The following is a 16,796-nucleotide window of genomic DNA, read 5'->3' as shown; positions in this document are numbered from 1 at the left end:
GCTGGAGCCAAGACTCCACTTAGGCTTTTGAGATGGCCATAGCTCCCGATCAGCAACGCAAACGGCTTGGTCGAGGAGAAGTGCTGCAAGAAGCGCCTCCCGCCCCAGTCACAGCCCTCTGCAACTGCCTTGAATCCATTAAGCGTGACTGGAAGCGACAAGGCTCCATGTCTGGTCTCTGGCAAGAATGGCCCCGACTGGCAGGTCCCCTGCTTGCCCCTCACTGCCGCCCACTCAACGTTCGCCAAGGGGTTTTGATCATCGGTGCCAGCCATCCTCAGTGGAGGCAGGCCCTGCTCTATAACCGCCCCCAACTCTTGGCAGCCCTGCGTGCCGCGGGCCATGACATCAAAGATCTCCGCATTCAACAACACCACCCCGGGAGCACCCCAAAGCTGGAAAGTGAAGCCAGCATCTGGGCACGACATCCAAGCAGAATTGATGTTCATGGAATGGCCGCCTGTCAGGCCTGCGGTAGTCCTGCCCCAGCTGGAGAAATGGCCCTCTGGGGACGATGTGGTTTCTGTAGAAGACTTCAACTTGCTGACCCGCCCCAATCGGAGACCAACGCTTAAATCCTGCTCACGCACCATGCAAGACGTCTTGCTCGCATGGTGGTCCAAAAACAAATGACAAGAGCAGGCCGAAGCACCCACTTCATCAAGCAATTAAAACAACCAAAACATCAGAAACGCTCAGGTCGTGGTTGCCGCCAATCAGTTTGGAAACCTTCAGCTTTGAGCTGATTCGCTCGCTTCTCAAGAGTCCGACGATCCAACCGCCAAACCCTATAGATCCCGAACTTGCCAAGCAGCTCAGGTGGAAGGTCCTGCCAATGCCTCCGCTGCGTTGTGCCCTGATCAATCACCACGAGAGCGGTTGAAGATCCCTCAAAGCAAGTCATTTAAGGGAAAGCAAGAGTAAAAGGTATTACTTGAGGATTTTTGATGTAGACAAAAAGAAAGATTTTTTCAAGGTACTTTGCACTGCAGAAAGAGTGAAGGCATTAGAGAATGCTAGGACTATCTATCAGCAGGTCAAAGGCAAAAGCCAAGGAGGAGAAAGGATAAAATCCATTGCCAAATTAGAGCCAATGAAATTCTATTTTGGCCACGAAAAACATCCTAAAACAGACATGCTTGGAGGAAGGATTACGTCAAGTAAATTTAGGAATAAAGTCTATTATTCAAGGTGTTGATTTGGTGCATATTATGTCAATAATAGCATTGCGAAAATAGAATCAAGGAGTGGCTAGATAGCGAGTGAGCAGGATCACAGGATGACTTGATCTAGATCAATACCTAGGCGATTGAATTCGGCGATGGTGTGTTCAACAGGGGCAAACAAGCCACTGCTTCGTTTTTCACAACAAACCAATTTCAGAGGTATTCACCATGGTTCTCTTCAGTCAAGAATCCCACCAATATTTGGTTGGTGATGATCAAAAAGCCTATTTCTCAGAAAGTGACGATTGGGTTGATGCTAATGCTGGTTATGAGCTGATTCGCGGCAAAGAAACCTTTCTGCACAGCGGTAATGACTTTTACCAGGGCACCAATTTTGATTCCCTTGGTTGGGACAATATGGTGAGGGGTAACCGTGGTAGCGATTCCCTATGGGGTAGCTGGGACAGTCGTGATCACTTACGCGGCGGAAAGGATTCAGACAGCTTGGATGGTGGTATTGGAGGCAATGATTTCTTGCATGCCGCCTGGGGTGATGACTGGATCTGGGGGTCCGATGACAGCTCGATTTTACGGGGGGGCAAAGGCTCAGATCACATCTTTGGCGGCAACAGCCGCGATGTGCTGCTCGGTGCCGTTGGTAAGGATTTTCTTGAAGGGGGCGGTGGCAGCGACCTGTTCATGCTGCGCACCAATTTGACGCATGATGGTTATATGAGTGCCTCCACCAACATTGCTGAAGCAGATCGGATCACTGATTTCAATGTTGCCGATGATTATGTGATTTTGCCGGGTGTAGTTTCACACAATGATGTGTGGGTAACAGTGGACGGAGCTGATGCGGTGATAAATGTTTGGGACGGGGAAAAGCAACTGATCGCAGGCGTGATCGAAGGCATTGCTGTCGGCTTCGATCCTGGTATCAGTGACGCCAGGATCATTGCGGGAGGTCTTGCTGATCAGATCAATGTCGAGACCGAAAGCAGTGATGCTTTCTTAGCCAACCCTTTTCTACTGGATAGTTTCGGCATCTGAGGTTTGAGCTCAAGCGCATGATCGACCCCCGGTCAATTCGGCCGGGGGGTTTCTTTGCGCTTGCCGTAGCTTTGCTCCTCGACCGAGAAGAGCCGGAGCAGAAGTTGCTCTTCTCTTTGCTCGCATGGTGGTCCAAAAGCAAATGACAAGAGCAGGCCGAAGCACCCACTTCATCAAGCAATTAAAACAACCAAAACATCAGAAACGCTCAGGTCGTGGTTGCCGCCAATCAGTTTGGAAACCTTCAGCTTTGAGCTGATTCGCTCGCTTCTCAAGAGTCCGACGATCCAACCGCCAAACCCTATAGATCCCGAACTTGCCAAGCAGCTCAGGTTGAAGGTCCTGCCAATGCCTCCGCTGCGTTGTGCCCTGATCAATCACCACGAGAGCGGTTGAAGATCCCATGAATCCCTCAATAGGCAGACCTGACCATCCCCTGCGCTCTTCTTCTCGTAATCGATCATCCAGGTTCACTAACGCCCCCGCAGAGCGCCCCTCATAAACCACCACCTGATCGGTATAGAAGTGAAGTGAAGGTTTGATTGCCCCAACCATCACCAAGGGTTCGCGAGACTTCTGAGAAGCGACCAACAGATGAGCAACTTGCCTTACAGGCAACTGGCGCACCTTGTCACCCAACGCCCACATCGGTAAGAACGAAAACAATTGGAAAGCAACCAATGGCCCTTGAAGGGCCAGCAATCGCCCAGGCCGTGGCCGCCAAGCCAACCAGATCCCAAGTAGCACCGAAAGACTGAAAAAAACTGCTGCCCTAAGTACAAGACGACTAGCCAGCAGTTCTGCCGCAAGGGTGGGCATCTCCGGGTCATAAATCCATTTAACCCAGAACGGTGAAGCCCACAGCCCTGCCGCTAAAAATCCCGCCAAAACAACTGATCCGCCCCATGCCCAAACAAGACCTAGTCGCTGTTGAGGGGAAACACTTGCGGCCAATCCAATCAACAACGCGGCCGCCGGTGTCGCAGGCAACCAATAACTTGGCAACTTTGTGGCAGCGCAAGTGAATAGCAGCAACACAGCTAGCAGCCAACAGGCCGCAAAACTCTGCAGAGATCCCTCAGGCTCTGTCTGGCAAAGCGCGCCGCCCTTCCTGACTGGAACGAAGGCCTGCAACAGCCCAAGGATCAGCAAGGGAGTAAATGGCAGGGACGCAACCACCAAGACAGGCCCGAAAAACCACCAAGGCTGCAGGTGACTATTGACTACTGATGTGAAGCGTTGAAGGTTGTGATAGCCGAAGAAGCTATCCCAAAAAGGTTGTCCCTCCACAAGCAATTCCGCCACATACCAAGGCAGGCTGATCAGGGCAGTAATCAACAAACCAGGCAGAGGGCGCAACCGCTGCCAAAGGCTGGTCAGATTCCACTGCAGCAAAGCAAATAGAACAAGCACCAAGCCAGTCAGCACGACGGCCGCTGGTCCTTTGGTCAGCACTGCTAAACCCAAAACAAGCCAGGCCAACCACCATGGCTGGGTACTCGGGGCAGCAAAGCGGCGCCACTGCAGAAGCAAACTCACCCCCAAGGTGCTGCAAAACAAGGCATCGCTAACAGCAACCCGACTCCAGACCATGACCAGTGGCGAAAGAGCAAAGGCCAAGGCCACCGCAACACCTGTTCGGCGTGGACAAGCGTCATCCTTCTGGGGCCAACACATCACAGTGTCACCAAGGGCCAGCATCATCACGACAGATGCAAGCGCAGAAGGAAGACGTGCCGCCCATGTCCCTAATGGGTCCCAAACCTCATGGCCGGGCAAGGCATAAACCAACCCCATTAGCCAATACACCAGAGGAGGCTTGTCGAAGCGAGGCAGACCATTAACCCTCGGCGTCAGCCAATCTCCTGTAGTACTCATGGCACGACCTGCCGCGGCAAAGAGAGGCGGGGTTTCATCAACCAAACCAGATTCTCCTAACTGCCAAAGGCAGAGCGCTACCCCAAACGCCAGGATCAGCAGCAGGCCTCGACGCCGTTGAAGAGGAGACAGCAACACCGTCGCAGCAAACGTCAGCACCATCTAGTGATGGTGGCATCCCTGGCTATGTTCCTGAGCAGACCCAATATCTTCTGAAGTGCCATAGGGGCAGGCCAGCAGAGTGGACCATCTCCATCCAAGCGCAAGGAACGAAATAAAATCAACCGATTTCCCCCGGCAACACATCCGAGTCAACTTCAACCGGTTCCCATAGTCGACGACGCTGACTCACAACAAGCACAGAAAACAGGACCAAAGCCACCCCGAACCATTGCAGAGGCTGAAGCCGTTCTCCTAGCCAAACGCCACCAGCAGCAAGGGCAAACACCGGTGTAAGGAATGCCAGGGTGCTAAAGCTTGTGAGCTCCTCCCGATTGACGAGCCAAAAGAACAATCCATAGGCCAGGGCACTGCCAAACAAGCTGGCGTAAGCCATCAATCCCCAATCAAAGCCAGTCCAATCAGGCCACAAAGGCCATGTGCGATCAAAACTGTGCCAGAGCAGTAACGGCAAGCTGCCCAACACCATGTGCCAACCAGTGACCGCAACGGGATCACTGCTCCGGCAGGCATACCTGCTCAGCACTGTGCCTAAGGCCATGGCGATGGCTGCTGCGAGCATCCAGCCTTCACCTTGCTCCAACAAACTGGAACCAGACGCCTGTTCGCCTAGCAACCACCAATGGCGCAACAAATCCGGCGGGGCACCAAGGCAGATAATCCCGACCAAACCGAACATCAAACCCATCCAGCCAACTGGGTTAATGGACTCTCCAAAGAGGCTGCGTGCCAGCAGAGCTACCAGCAATGGCTGGGAGTCAATCAGCACCGATCCCATCCCTGCTCCGGTATAGGCCAAGCCCTTGACCAGGAACATTTGGAAAAGACATGCATCAACAACCGTAAAGACCAGGAACCAAATCCTGTCAGTTGAGGCGATAGCCCAGTGACGTCCCAACGACGGCAAGGCCAGCAGGATGACAACTCCTGCTGGCAAAAGGCGCAGACAAGCAACCAGAAGCGGTCCGCCCGAAATCACCAGAGGTGTCATCGCAGCCATGGCCGTACCCCAAAGGGCAAAGGGCAGGACCATCAACAGCCAGTGCCGTATTGACAACATGAAGGCAACAAGCAGGTTCCTTTTTAAGATCCAATCCTCTACGAAGAAATTGAATGGGCTGGCTCTGGCGACGCAAATCTCGCCGAAGGATCGCACACATCACCATTGACGGAGCAATCAGCGGTGCAACGCGCGAGCGGATGCTGAAAGCGATCAAGGAAGTTGAAGAGAGAGAGTTTCCCGCTCTTCTGCTGCGCATCGACAGCCCAGGAGGAACTGTCGGTGACAGTCAGGAAATCCATGCGGCCCTGCTCAGGCTTAGAGAAAAGGGTTGTCATGTCGTAGCGAGCTTCGGCAATGTATCCGCCTCCGGCGGTGTGTATGTCGGGGTAGCTGCAGAAAAAATTGTTGCCAATCCGGGCACAATCACTGGCTCAATCGGGGTCATCTTGCGGGGCAACAACCTCTCCAAATTGCTGGAGCGAATCGGCATCCGCTTTGAGACAGTAAAAAGCGGCACCTACAAGGACATTCTCTCGCCTGATCGCGCACTCACAGCAGAGGAGCGTCAGCTACTGCAATCACTGATCGATAGCAGCTATGAGCAATTTGTGAACGCGGTAGCAGAAGGCCGCCATCTCAGTGCCGAAGAGGTGCGCAACTTCGCCGACGGCCGCGTGTTCAGCGGAGCTCAGGCCCATGAACTCGGACTCGTCGATGAGCTGGGAGATGAAGAACATGCCCGAAAACTTGCGGCCAAGCTGGCGGACCTTGATGAAGCCAACACCCAAACGCTCAAACTGGGACGCCCCAAAAAACGGCTAGCGGGATTTCTACCAGGCAGCAAACTCCTATCCAAACTTGCAGAGCTTCTCAACCTTGAGCTTGGCAACAGTGGTCAGGTGCTCTGGCTCTTTCTGCCATGACCACTGCCATCCCTTATGGAGGTCTCCACTTACACGGGCTCAGAGGTGCCACAACAAGCTCTGCCAACACGACCAAAGCCATCGAGGCAGCAGTCAGCGAGCTCGTGAAAGCGCTAATGCAACGCAATCAACTCAACCCTGCAGAAATCGTGTCCATCACGTTCTCTGTAACGGCAGACCTAAACGCCTGTTTCCCTGCAGCGATCGCGCGCCGACAAGCAGGATGGGAGTCGATAGCACTGCTGGACTGCCAGCAAATGTATGTCGAGGGAGATCTGAAACGCTGCATCCGCATGCTTGCCCATGCCTGGCTGCCCTCAGATCAGCCCCCTCAACATCCCTACCTTGGCGAAACCTCGCTACTGCGTCCAGATCGATGCTGAATCACTTGCCGCACCAAAAGCTGCCAACTACTAGGCCGTCCTAGTCGTTGTGATTCATCGAGGAGAGCAAAGGAGAATCCATGTACTTTTTAGTGCTGGTGGTTACCAACACACCCGCTTTGATCTCATGGTTAAGCAGCTCTTCAGGTTTTGTATTCCAGGCACCCTTGCGTTAGGAGGCCTCACTGCAGGTTTGATCGGTTCCAGTGTGATGCTTGAAAGCATCACACCACCAAAGGCTCGAGCCCAGGCAACACCAGCGCTACTTGAATTTCGCTGGGAGAACTCTAAAGACTATAAAAAGCTCTATTACTGGCAAAGCTCAACCATCAGGCGTGACAGAGCAACCTATTACCTGATGCTGAAACCCAAGGACCGCAAAACTGCGATCCTCAAGCTAAGCATCTCTGTCCCTGATTATTTCGATGCAAAGATCAAAACGAACAAGCTGAACCTTTGCCTTGTCCATCTAGGGGGCATGCTGTCACGCACCCGCTGCAAAGAAGAGGTTCCTGCGATTTTCGAAGTCTCTGAAGACCAAACAAGCATTGAAGTCTTCCCGGACACCCCCATCCCTACAGAAGGCACCTATGCGGTGGTCATGAAAATCTTTAACCCCGACCAACGTGGGATGTTCCAGTTCAATGCCCTTGCCCAAGCTCCTGGAGATGTGCCAATGGGCGGCTACCTTGGCAGCTGGCTAATTGACATCAACTGAACTGATAAGTTGGTCGACTGACAAAAGGCTGTACGCCGTTCTCCTTCGATGACAAAAAGAACCTTTGGTGGAACCAGCCGCAAGCGAAAGCGCGTCTCGGGATTTCGTGTCCGCATGCGTACTCACACTGGTCGAAGAGTGATCCGCAGTCGCCGAAAACGTGGCCGCACACGTCTCGCTGTCTAATCGATAACACTGCGGGGCAATCACTCAAATCACGCCACTTCCTCAGGAAGCCAGCCTCCAATGGTGCTGCCAGCATCAATGCGATTAAGGGGAAGTCGATGTTTTGAGCGCCTTCAGAAGTGGGGCTATCGCTTTTATGGAACTTCAATGGTGCTCCGTGTCATCGAAGCAGATCCCCAACTGCTCAAAGCACCCCATCGGCATCACAACTCCACGGCATGCCGTTGTGCCGTTGTGATCAGCAGCAAAGTGAGCAAAAGGGCCGTCATTCGCAACCGTCTGCGTCGACGTCTGCACGATCACCTAAGGAGCAGGCTTGAGGTTGCACCCGAGCATTGCAATCACTGGGTGCTGATCAGCCTCAAGCCAGTCGCATCCGCAATAGAGGCGTCTCCATTGCTAGAAGAATGCGACAGATTGCTCCATCAAGCAGGTTTGTTGTCATGATCACAACCTCAGAAGAGGTCTTCTATGAGGGAGGCCCCGCTCAAAGCGATCTCATCATCAACCTATTGATGGGGCTAACACTGATTGGCCTTCCTTTTACCATTGGAGCTGTGATTCGAGCGTTGTGGCTGCGCTTTCGCATTACCAATCGACGCGTTTCGGTCACTGGGGGATGGCTGGGACGCGATAAGACCCAAGTTGTGTATAGCCAAATCAAGGAGGTGCGCTCAGTGCCCCGTGGCCTGGGATCCTGGGGCGACATGGTACTGGTACTCAACGATGGTTCAAGACTTGAGATGCGCTCTTTGCCTAGCTTCAGAGAAACCGAGAAATACATCAATGCGCGGATTAGCGCCCGCAGGGCCAAAGGTTCACCCCAGGATCTAAAAGGCTTTGCGGCTTAAATAGACCCCAGCCTGTAACTCAGCCATATAGGTGCTGATGCACACTGGCATCACAGTTCCATCCACCCTCAGCAATCGATCGTGATCGGGTACATCTCCGACAACATTCTGCTCCCGATCCTGGATTTCTTCTACGGATTAGTGCCGAGCTATGGCCTCGCCATCGTCGCCCTCACAGTGGTCATCCGATTGGCACTGTTCCCCTTAAGTGCTGGATCCATTCGTAGCGCTCGTCGCATGCGGATCGCCCAGCCGGCCATGAAGAAGCGCCAGGATGAAATCAAGAGCCGTTATGCCAAAGACCCTCAGAAGCAACAGGAGGAACTAGGGAAAGTCATGAAGGAGTTCGGCAACCCTCTCTCAGGGTGCCTACCCCTATTGGTACAGATGCCAATTCTCTTCGCCCTGTTTGCAACTCTTAGAGGATCACCTTTTGCTGATGTGCCTTACTTGGTGAACCTCAAGGTGCTGCCTAGCGACCAAATTGCAGCCATTGAGCCCAAGCCATTTACCAGTAGCAAGCATTCAATTTTTATCAGTGAAACCAAACATTTCCCAGTCATTGCGTCTCTGCCAAGCGGCACAAAATTAGGAGTTGGAGACAAGGCCCAAATCAAGCTGCAAACGCTCACTGGCGAAAGCTTCACAAGCAGGCTTTCTGGCGTAGAAGGTGGAACCAAGTTCACGCCAACCTGGAGCGTCACCAAGGGAGATGATCTTGTCAAGGTGTCTGCCGATGGCACTGTCCAGGCTTTGGCTGAAGGCGATGCCACCGTTCAAGGCAAAATTCCTGGCCTTGCTGCCCAAAGTGGCTTTCTATTCATTAAGGCCCTTGGTCAAGTTGGTTTCTACGTCGATGGGGAAATCAACTGGGATATTGCAATTCTGGTTGGTGGTTTCGGCTTGACGCTTTTGGTCTCGCAGATCCTGTCCGGCAGAGGGCTACCTGCGAACCCTCAACAATCAACAGCCAACAAGATCACGCCAGTGATGATCACTGGCATGTTTTTGTTCTTTCCACTACCAGCAGGTGTATTGCTGTATATGGTGATCGCAAACATCTTTCAAGCAGGTCAAACTTTTCTGCTTAGTCGTGAAGCCCTACCTGAGAACCTGCAGAAAATCCTCAATGACCAGCTATCCAAACCTGCTTTAGCAACAGAAGCCATCGGTGGATCAGATCGTCTTCCCTTTGAACCTAAAAAACGTAGTAAATGATCCCAGGGCTCCAACCCATTTCATTGCAAGACCTAAAAGCCTTGGCTGCTCCTCGGCACTGGTCTATCGAGGGACATCTGGACGAGATGGCCTCTCTCACCCCATTGAGAGGCAGCATCAGTGCCGAGCATCAAGGCAGCATTCTTGAAGTGAAAGGACAATTCCAAACCATCGTCACCCTCTGCTGTGATCGATGCCTAAGCGAATTCAATCAAACTCTCGCCTGTAATACCGAAGAACTGATCTGGCTGAAGGGCAATGGTCCAAAACCAAACGAACTCAATGGCTCGAGCCATTCCGAGGATATGGATGCACTGATGGAGTGCCTTGACCCTCTTGGCAGCTTTGACCCAGAACGTTGGGTTTTCGAACAACTGAGTCTGCAGATGCCTTTAGTCAAGCGTTGTGGGGCCGATTGTCCCGGTCCAGCTCAACTGCAGCCCTCAGCCCAAACCACTGACGTAAAACCTGAGGGAACTGATCTCGATCCACGCTGGGCAGCATTACACAAACTCACCTCGCCATGACGAGCTGGGATAACCACCTGGATCTGCTAATCAGAGCCAGAACACCTCTCCTTTGGATTCGCAGCAGCGAAGAGGAGCGTGTTGAAGTGCTGCTTGAGCAAGCCGCAAAACGACTACAGCCCCGTCGCCTTGCCAGCTGGGATTTTATTGGCGGCCTTAAAGGCGTACTTAACGAAGAAGGGCTTGGGGCACGTCAACCGATGGCCGTCCTGCAATGGCTGCAACAACTTGATGCCAGTAGTCCAACCCTATTGCTAGTCAAAGATTTTTATCACTTCTGCGAAGACGCTGGTATCGCACGCATGTTGCGCAACTTATCGGTTCACTTGCGCCATCAACCCCACACTGTGGTTCTCTGCTCAGGGCCATGGACTCCGCCCAGCGATCTTGATGATTCCCTGACCATTCTCGATCTCCCGCTACCTCAGGAACCAGAACTGCGAACACTGCTGGAGAACATTGCCCAAGCAAGCGGCTCCCCCCTTTCAGCAGACGTTTTAGAAGAGCTCACCCACGCTTGCAGCGGCCTCAGCGAAATGAGGGTGCGTCAAGTAGCAGCCCGTGCCCTAGCCCAGCGGGGCAAACTAGGTTGGGCAGATCTCGCCGAAGTTCTTGAGGAAAAGCGCCAGACCGTAGCCCGCAGCGAGGTTCTTGAGTACTGCGTTACAGAGGCCTCGCTTGCCGACATAGGCGGCCTCGATAGCCTTAAAGGCTGGCTGGAGCAACGCCATCAGGCATTCTCCGACGAAGCTCGTCACTTTGGCTTGCCACTGCCCCGCGGCGTTCTACTGATCGGCCCCCAAGGCACAGGCAAATCGCTCACCGCCAAGGCCATCGCCCACAACTGGTCGATGCCACTGCTTCGCCTCGATGTAGGCCGCCTATTTGCCGGGCTAGTTGGTGCTAGCGAGGCACGTACCAGAGAGACGATCCAGCGGGCAGAAGCCATGTCTCCATGCGTTCTCTGGATCGATGAGATCGACAAAGGTTTTGGTGGTGATGCCCGAAGTGATGGCGGCACCAGTCAACGTGTCCTTGCCAACGTGCTCACCTGGATGGCGGAGAAAACCTCCGCGGTGTTTGTCGTCGCTACGGCTAATGGCGTAGAACGCCTACCTGGAGAGCTCCTGCGCAAAGGTCGTTTCGACGAAATCTTTTTGCTGGACCTGCCATTCAGCGAGGAACGCCGCAACATCCTTGAGCTCCATATTCAGCGACGAAGACCGAACTTAAACCTGCCCCTGGCTGCGGTTATCGATCGCAGCGAAGGCTTCTCAGGTGCCGAACTCGAACAAACTGTGATTGAGGCCATGCACTTGGCCTTCGCCGAACGCCGAGAACTTGGAGAGACCGACCTGATTCTTGCTGCCAGCCAACTGGTGCCGCTCTCCCGCACAGCCCGAGAACAACTCAACGCCCTTAAGGAATGGGCCGCTAGCGGAAGAGCCCGAGCAGCATCTTCTGTTGCTTCCAATCTCGCAAGCTGAATAGGAGTAACCAAACAGGATTCATTTGCAGGGCCAACAACACTTAGGCTGCCCGCGCTTACTTCAAAACCCTCGTGCTTGACCAGCGCCTGGTGCGGGACAACCCCGACCTGATTGCCAACGAACTGGGCCGAAGGGGCATGACGTTAGATCTAACGGGCCTACAACTGATCGCCCAGCAACAAAGAAATCTCGAGGAACAGCGCAGCAGCCTCCAAGCAGAAGGAAATCGGATCGGCAAGGAAGTCGGTCAACGGATCCAGCAGGGAAGCGACCCAAAAGCCAGCGACGTGGCAGAACTACGACATCAAGGCAACCTAATCAAGCAAAAGGTGGCCGTTTTAGAAGACGAGGAGAAACAACTATCAGCGCGATTGCGAGAGCAACTGCTGAGCTTGCCAAACCTGCCCTCCCCTGATTGTCCTGAAGGACGCGACGAGAACGACAACCAGGAAAGACACTCTTGGGGCAAGCCACGTGAAGGGAAAGACCTTCTGGAGCACTGGTCAATTGCCGAGCGGCTCAAACTTTTCGAAACAGAACGCTCTGTACGGATTGCCCAAAGTCGCTTCGTCACCCTGATGGGTCAGGGTGCGCGGCTGGAACGAGCACTCATCAACTTCATGCTCGACCTCCACACCTCAAAGGGATATCGAGAAGTGATGCCTCCCGTACTGGTGAATACCGCCAGCCTTACGGGCTCTGGTCAGCTGCCAAAATTCGCCGAAGAAAGCTTCCGCTGCGCGGAAGACGACCTCTGGCTAACACCAACTGCAGAGGTGCCGGTGACATCTCTGCACCGCGATGAAATCATCCCCGCTGACCAACTGCCACTGCGATACGCCGCTTACAGTCCATGCTTTCGCCGCGAAGCTGGCAGCTATGGACGAGACACCCGTGGCCTGATCCGGCTGCATCAATTCAACAAGGTGGAGCTCTATTGGTTCGTCCATCCAGACCATTCGCAGGCTGCCCACGCTCAGATCACAGCCGATGCCGAAGCCGTGCTGCAGGCCTTGGAATTGCCCTACCGCGTCATTGAACTTTGCACAGGTGATCTAGGGTTTTCTTCCTCACGCACCTACGACCTCGAAGTCTGGCTACCAGGAGCAGGCGCCTTCAGAGAAATTTCAAGTTGCAGTATCTGTGGAGACTTCCAAGCACGGCGATCTGCTATTCGCACCAAAGACCAAAAAGGTACCCGACTCATCCACACCCTCAATGGCAGTGGCCTGGCGGTAGGACGCACCATGGCTGCCCTTCTCGAAACAGGCCAACAATCTGATGGGAGTGTCCTCCTCCCCAAGGCACTTGTGCCTTATTTCGGCAAAGATCGACTAGAGCCAGAATGAACCAATTACTAGAAGCTGAATGAACGTTTTTGCGGCGCTGACGGTTCTAGCCCTGCTGATCATCATTCATGAAGCTGGGCACTTTCTGGCTGCCACTGCTCAGGGAATCCGTGTGAATGGATTTTCGATCGGGTTTGGACCGGCGCTGATCAAACGGCAACGAAGGGGTGTCACATATGCGCTGCGAGTTCTGCCTTTAGGGGGCTTCGTTTCATTTCCGGATGACGATGAAAACAGCGAAATCCCCCCTGATGATCCCGACCTGCTACGCAACCGGCCGATCAGACAAAGAGCCCTGGTGATCTGTGCAGGGGTCATGGCCAATCTTCTGCTGGCATGGCTGGTGCTGATGGGCCAAGCGGTCATGATCGGGCTTCCAAGCCAACCCGATCCAGGTGTCATCGTTGTAGCCGTTCAACCCGGAGAAGCCGCTGCTGCTGCAGGGCTAGCCGCTGGCGATCGAATTCTCAGCGTGGATGGCAACGAGCTAGGGCGAGGTCAAGAAGCGATCCAGGCCCTGGTGAGTCAAATCAAAGGCTCACCAGGCAGCAAACTCCACCTGGACAGAGTCCGTTCGGGTCAACGCAGCAAGATTGTGCTCACCCCCACTGAGCAACAAGGCAATGGCAGGGTGGGCGCCCAATTGCAGGCCAACGTCACAGGCAAAACCCGCCGGGCCCACGGCCCCGGAGAGGTTCTGAACCATGTTGACAGCCAATTCATTTCCCTACTCAGTCGAACCGTTAAGGGCTATTCAGGACTCATCACCGATTTCGCAACCACAGCCCAACAAGTCAGTGGCCCTGTGAAGATTGTAGAAATGGGCTCCCAGCTAGCCAGCCAGGGTAGTTCTGGCCTAGCGCTCTTCGCGGCATTGCTTTCGATCAATCTCGCCGTACTCAATGCCATTCCGCTACCCCTACTTGATGGCGGCCAACTGTTGCTACTCCTATTAGAAGGCGTGCGTGGGCGACCAATTCCGGAGCGCATCCAGATGGCTTTCATGCAATCAGGCTTTTTTTTATTGGTAGGTCTCAGTGTGGTGCTGATCGTTCGCGACACCACTCAACTATCGGTGGTGCAACAGCTTATCGGTCATTGATCTGCCCTATTTGCAAGAGCCTGAGCAGCTGAAAACTGGGCAAGCAAAACAATTGCAGCAGTTGGAAGGTAAAGTTCGTTATCGACCCTCGCGCTTCAAAACTGCCGCATGGCTAAAAAGTCAATGATCGCCCGTGATGTAAAGCGCAAGAAGATTGTTGAGCGCTACGCAGCCAAGAGAGCGGCTCTAATGGCAGCATTCGATGCAGCCAAGGATCCAATGCAACGTCTTGAGATCCACCGCAAGATTCAAGCTCTCCCGCGCAACAGTGCTCCAACACGCATCCGCAATCGTTGCTGGGCCACAGGAAAGCCAAGAGGGGTCTATCGCGACTTCGGGCTATGCCGCAACCAGCTCAGAGAACGAGCTCACAAAGGCGAACTTCCTGGAGTCGTCAAGTCCAGCTGGTAACTCTCAACCCATTTCTGCATCTATAGGAGTTGAGAGCTCTTACTAATTCACAAGATGGATTGAAGTCATCCATCCCTCTTTTTTATTGCTTAGCAACTGAACCAACAGGAATCAATTCCAAAATTCCACGAAAGTTGACTCGGCAAAGTGCCAGTATGGTGCTTGACAAAAAAAACATAAGAGAACGTGCAAGGTCAGACACAGTCGATCTCCTTTGATGGTCGGGAGATTCGGCTGACCACAGGGCGATATGCCCCCCAGGCCGGTGGTTCCGTGATGATGGAATGTGGCGACACCTCCGTCCTGGTAACCGCCACCAGATCGACAGGCCGCGAAGGCATCGATTTTCTTCCCCTGATTTGCGACTACGAGGAGCGGCTCTATGCAGCTGGCCGCATTCCTGGCAGTTTCATGCGACGTGAAGGACGCCCGCCAGAGAGAGCCACACTGATCGCTCGTCTAATCGACCGCCCCATGAGGCCCTTATTCCCTAGCTGGATGAGGGACGACCTTCAGATCGTGGCAACATGCCTCTCTCTCGATGAACGGGTTCCAGCAGATGTGCTGGCCGTTACGGGAGCTTCCATGGCCACCTTGCTAGCAGGCATCCCCTTCCAGGGGCCAATGGCTGCAGTAAGGGTAGGGCTTCTCGGTGATGATTTCGTTCTAAATCCCAGCTATCGAGAAATCGAACGTGGCGATCTCGATCTCGTGGTAGCTGGCACCCCAGATGGGGTTGTCATGGTTGAAGCCGGTGCAAACCAGCTGCCAGAAGGGGACGTCATCGAAGCCATCGACTTTGGCTATGAAGCCGTCTGCGAATTAATCAAGGCACAGCAATCCATCCTCAAGGATGCAGGGATTAAGCAGGTACAGCCGGAACCCCCCACTCAAGACATCAAGCTTTCGACTTATCTGGAAAAAAATTGCAGCAAGAGCATCGGGGAAGTGCTGAAGCAATTTGAGCAGACCAAAGCTGAACGCGATAGCAAGTTGGATGCCATCAAAGCGAAAACAGCTGAAGCCATTGACAGCCTCAAAGAAGACGATGCCGTTCGCAAGTCAGTGAATGCCAACAGCAAAGTCTTGAGCAACAACTTCAAGGCGCTCACCAAAAAATTGATGCGTGAGCAGATCATCAAACAAGGCAAACGCGTCGATGGTCGCAAGCTTGATGAGGTCCGCACCATCACTTCCGCCGCAGGTGTTCTGCCAAAACGCGTGCACGGATCCGGACTCTTCCAACGCGGACTCACCCAGGTGCTGTCCACCGCCACCCTGGGCACACCCAGCGATGCCCAGGAGATGGATGACCTCAACCCTGGACCTGAGAAGACCTATCTACACCACTACAACTTCCCCCCCTATTCCGTTGGCGAGACACGTCCAATGCGATCACCCGGGCGCCGTGAGGTAGGCCATGGTTCCCTCGCTGAACGCGCCATCATTCCAGTACTGCCTCCCAAGGACACCTTCCCTTACGTGCTCAGGGTGGTGAGCGAAGTCCTCAGCTCCAATGGGTCCACCTCGATGGGCTCGGTCTGCGGCAGCACCCTGGCCCTCATGGATGCAGGTGTTCCACTGAAGGCTCCAGTCAGCGGAGCCGCCATGGGCTTGATCAAGGAAGATGCTGAGATTCGCATCCTCACTGACATCCAGGGAATCGAGGACTTCCTCGGTGATATGGACTTCAAGGTGGCTGGAACAAAAGATGGCATCACAGCCCTGCAGATGGACATGAAGATCACCGGCCTTCCTGTAAAAACCATTGCAGAAGCTGTCAATCAGGCCCGCCCTGCCAGGATCCATATCCTCGAGAAGATGCTGGAAGCCATTGACGCTCCTAGGACTAGCCTCTCTCCCCATGCCCCGCGCCTGCTGAGCTTCAGAATCGATCCAGAACTGATCGGCACAGTGATTGGACCGGGTGGTCGCACAATCAAGGGCATCACAGAACGCACGAACACCAAGATCGACATTGAAGACGGTGGCATCGTCACGATTGCTTCTCATGACGGGGCTGCTGCAGAGGCAGCCCAACGCATCATCGAAGGACTCACCCGCAAAGTAAACGAGGGGGAAGTGTTCAGCGGAACCATCACAAGGATCATTCCGATCGGGGCTTTCGTAGAGATCCTGCCCGGCAAAGAGGGCATGATCCACATCTCCCAGCTGTCAGAGGCTCGCGTGGAGAAGGTCGACGACGTCGTGAAAGTAGGTGATGAGGTGACAGTACGGATAAGAGAGATTGACAATCGTGGCCGTATCAACCTCACACTCAGAGGCGTCCCTCAGAACGGCGAAGAGACTCAATCAGAGCCAGCTCCAACTCCTGTAGCCCCTCTCAACTGAGGGGCT

General features: G+C 53.9%; 18 protein-coding genes. 15 read left to right on the top strand and 3 right to left on the bottom strand.

Annotated features, from left to right (window positions below; all coding sequences use genetic code 11):
• Positions 1–32: 32 nt before the first annotated feature.
• Positions 33–575: a DUF721 domain-containing protein gene (locus SIB74_RS01715; RefSeq protein WP_063396234.1), complete on the top strand. Its 543-nt coding sequence runs from the start codon at positions 33–35 to the stop codon at positions 573–575.
• A gap of 110 nt (positions 576–685) precedes the next feature.
• Here SIB74_RS01715 and SIB74_RS01710 read toward each other — a convergent pair whose 3' ends face one another.
• Positions 686–904 carry a hypothetical protein gene (locus tag SIB74_RS01710; protein WP_063396235.1) on the bottom strand — a complete coding sequence of 73 codons (219 nt, stop codon included), beginning with the start codon at positions 902–904 and terminating at the stop codon, positions 686–688.
• 490 nt (positions 905–1,394) lie between these two features.
• Here SIB74_RS01710 and SIB74_RS01705 point away from each other — a divergent pair, with 490 nt between their 5' ends.
• Positions 1,395–2,219 (top strand): calcium-binding protein, encoded by an 825-nt coding sequence (locus tag SIB74_RS01705; RefSeq protein ID WP_063396237.1) that lies wholly within the window; start codon positions 1,395–1,397, stop codon positions 2,217–2,219.
• A 198-nt stretch (positions 2,220–2,417) separates the two neighbouring features.
• Here SIB74_RS01705 and SIB74_RS01700 read toward each other — a convergent pair whose 3' ends face one another.
• Positions 2,418–4,259, bottom strand: coding sequence for an ArnT family glycosyltransferase (locus SIB74_RS01700; RefSeq protein ID WP_063396238.1), 1,842 nt, complete (start codon positions 4,257–4,259; stop codon positions 2,418–2,420).
• Between the two features lie 118 nt (positions 4,260–4,377).
• Complete coding sequence (locus SIB74_RS01695; protein ID WP_063396239.1) at positions 4,378–5,337, bottom strand: DMT family transporter; 960 nt, start codon at positions 5,335–5,337, stop codon at positions 4,378–4,380.
• Between the two features lie 53 nt (positions 5,338–5,390).
• Here SIB74_RS01695 and sppA point away from each other — a divergent pair, with 53 nt between their 5' ends.
• The 13 genes from sppA to SIB74_RS01630 all read left to right on the top strand — a co-directional run bounded on the left by sppA (position 5,391) and on the right by SIB74_RS01630 (position 16,790).
• A complete protein-coding gene (sppA, locus tag SIB74_RS01690) occupies positions 5,391–6,203 on the top strand; it encodes a signal peptide peptidase SppA (RefSeq protein WP_063396240.1) in 813 nt (270 codons plus the stop codon).
• Positions 6,200–6,586 (top strand): chorismate mutase, encoded by a 387-nt coding sequence (aroH, locus tag SIB74_RS01685; RefSeq protein WP_011825285.1) that lies wholly within the window; start codon positions 6,200–6,202, stop codon positions 6,584–6,586. Before sppA ends, aroH begins: the two co-directional genes overlap by 4 nt.
• A 127-nt stretch (positions 6,587–6,713) precedes the next feature.
• On the top strand, positions 6,714–7,304 hold the full coding sequence (locus tag SIB74_RS01680) for a DUF2808 domain-containing protein (RefSeq protein ID WP_011825284.1): 591 nt from the start codon (positions 6,714–6,716) through the stop codon (positions 7,302–7,304).
• Between the two features lie 48 nt (positions 7,305–7,352).
• Positions 7,353–7,490, top strand: a complete 138-nt coding sequence (gene rpmH, locus SIB74_RS01675; RefSeq protein ID WP_011825283.1) for a 50S ribosomal protein L34 — start codon at positions 7,353–7,355, stop codon at positions 7,488–7,490.
• 60 nt (positions 7,491–7,550) lie between these two features.
• Complete coding sequence (locus SIB74_RS01670; protein WP_063396241.1) at positions 7,551–7,937, top strand: ribonuclease P protein component; 387 nt, start codon at positions 7,551–7,553, stop codon at positions 7,935–7,937.
• Positions 7,934–8,341, top strand: coding sequence for a PH domain-containing protein (locus SIB74_RS01665; RefSeq protein WP_011130738.1), 408 nt, complete (start codon positions 7,934–7,936; stop codon positions 8,339–8,341). Before SIB74_RS01670 ends, SIB74_RS01665 begins: the two co-directional genes overlap by 4 nt.
• Before the next feature lie 81 nt (positions 8,342–8,422).
• A complete protein-coding gene (yidC, locus tag SIB74_RS01660; RefSeq protein ID WP_011130739.1) occupies positions 8,423–9,559 on the top strand; it encodes a membrane protein insertase YidC in 1,137 nt (378 codons plus the stop codon).
• Positions 9,556–10,086, top strand: a complete 531-nt coding sequence (locus SIB74_RS01655) for a YceD family protein (protein WP_063396242.1) — start codon at positions 9,556–9,558, stop codon at positions 10,084–10,086. Before yidC ends, SIB74_RS01655 begins: the two co-directional genes overlap by 4 nt.
• The gene (locus SIB74_RS01650) at positions 10,083–11,573 is read left to right on the top strand and encodes an AAA family ATPase (protein ID WP_063396243.1); all 1,491 of its coding nucleotides are present in this window, start codon (positions 10,083–10,085) and stop codon (positions 11,571–11,573) included. The genes SIB74_RS01655 and SIB74_RS01650 overlap by 4 nt, the downstream gene beginning before the upstream one ends.
• A gap of 74 nt (positions 11,574–11,647) precedes the next feature.
• Positions 11,648–12,925, top strand: a complete 1,278-nt coding sequence (gene serS, locus SIB74_RS01645) for a serine--tRNA ligase (protein ID WP_063396244.1) — start codon at positions 11,648–11,650, stop codon at positions 12,923–12,925.
• A gap of 19 nt (positions 12,926–12,944) precedes the next feature.
• Positions 12,945–14,027: an RIP metalloprotease RseP gene (gene rseP, locus SIB74_RS01640; protein ID WP_063396245.1), complete on the top strand. Its 1,083-nt coding sequence runs from the start codon at positions 12,945–12,947 to the stop codon at positions 14,025–14,027.
• Positions 14,028–14,135: 108 nt separating this feature from the next.
• Positions 14,136–14,438 carry a 30S ribosomal protein S14 gene (gene rpsN, locus SIB74_RS01635; protein WP_011825275.1) on the top strand — a complete coding sequence of 101 codons (303 nt, stop codon included), beginning with the start codon at positions 14,136–14,138 and terminating at the stop codon, positions 14,436–14,438.
• A gap of 186 nt (positions 14,439–14,624) precedes the next feature.
• Entirely contained in the window at positions 14,625–16,790 is a 2,166-nt protein-coding gene (locus SIB74_RS01630) for a polyribonucleotide nucleotidyltransferase (RefSeq protein WP_063396246.1), read from the top strand.
• The last annotated feature ends 6 nt before the right edge of the window (positions 16,791–16,796 follow it).

It is taken from the genome of Prochlorococcus sp. MIT 1306 (genome assembly GCF_047304515.1).
GTDB lineage: Bacteria > Cyanobacteriota > Cyanobacteriia > PCC-6307 > Cyanobiaceae > Prochlorococcus > Prochlorococcus marinus_D.
Note: the sequence above shows the minus strand (reverse complement) of the source record. Positions and strands in the feature narration are given on the sequence as shown.

What these genes read in the sequence shown, in the direction of transcription:
- SIB74_RS01710 (WP_063396235.1), bottom strand. Translation starts at nt 904, where the DNA reads ATGACTTGCTTTGAGGGATCTTCAACCGCTCTCGTGGTGATTGATCAG.
- SIB74_RS01665 (WP_011130738.1), top strand. Translation starts at nt 7,934, where the DNA reads ATGATCACAACCTCAGAAGAGGTCTTCTATGAGGGAGGCCCCGCTCAA.
- rpmH (WP_011825283.1), top strand. Translation starts at nt 7,353, where the DNA reads ATGACAAAAAGAACCTTTGGTGGAACCAGCCGCAAGCGAAAGCGCGTC.
- SIB74_RS01670 (WP_063396241.1), top strand. Translation starts at nt 7,551, where the DNA reads ATGGTGCTGCCAGCATCAATGCGATTAAGGGGAAGTCGATGTTTTGAG.
- SIB74_RS01705 (WP_063396237.1), top strand. Translation starts at nt 1,395, where the DNA reads ATGGTTCTCTTCAGTCAAGAATCCCACCAATATTTGGTTGGTGATGAT.
- SIB74_RS01650 (WP_063396243.1), top strand. Translation starts at nt 10,083, where the DNA reads ATGACGAGCTGGGATAACCACCTGGATCTGCTAATCAGAGCCAGAACA.
- sppA (WP_063396240.1), top strand. Translation starts at nt 5,391, where the DNA reads ATGGGCTGGCTCTGGCGACGCAAATCTCGCCGAAGGATCGCACACATC.
- rpsN (WP_011825275.1), top strand. Translation starts at nt 14,136, where the DNA reads ATGGCTAAAAAGTCAATGATCGCCCGTGATGTAAAGCGCAAGAAGATT.
- SIB74_RS01715 (WP_063396234.1), top strand. Translation starts at nt 33, where the DNA reads ATGGCCATAGCTCCCGATCAGCAACGCAAACGGCTTGGTCGAGGAGAA.
- aroH (WP_011825285.1), top strand. Translation starts at nt 6,200, where the DNA reads ATGACCACTGCCATCCCTTATGGAGGTCTCCACTTACACGGGCTCAGA.
- SIB74_RS01700 (WP_063396238.1), bottom strand. Translation starts at nt 4,259, where the DNA reads ATGGTGCTGACGTTTGCTGCGACGGTGTTGCTGTCTCCTCTTCAACGG.
- rseP (WP_063396245.1), top strand. Translation starts at nt 12,945, where the DNA reads ATGAACGTTTTTGCGGCGCTGACGGTTCTAGCCCTGCTGATCATCATT.
- SIB74_RS01655 (WP_063396242.1), top strand. Translation starts at nt 9,556, where the DNA reads ATGATCCCAGGGCTCCAACCCATTTCATTGCAAGACCTAAAAGCCTTG.
- SIB74_RS01695 (WP_063396239.1), bottom strand. Translation starts at nt 5,337, where the DNA reads ATGTTGTCAATACGGCACTGGCTGTTGATGGTCCTGCCCTTTGCCCTT.
- SIB74_RS01680 (WP_011825284.1), top strand. Translation starts at nt 6,714, where the DNA reads ATGGTTAAGCAGCTCTTCAGGTTTTGTATTCCAGGCACCCTTGCGTTA.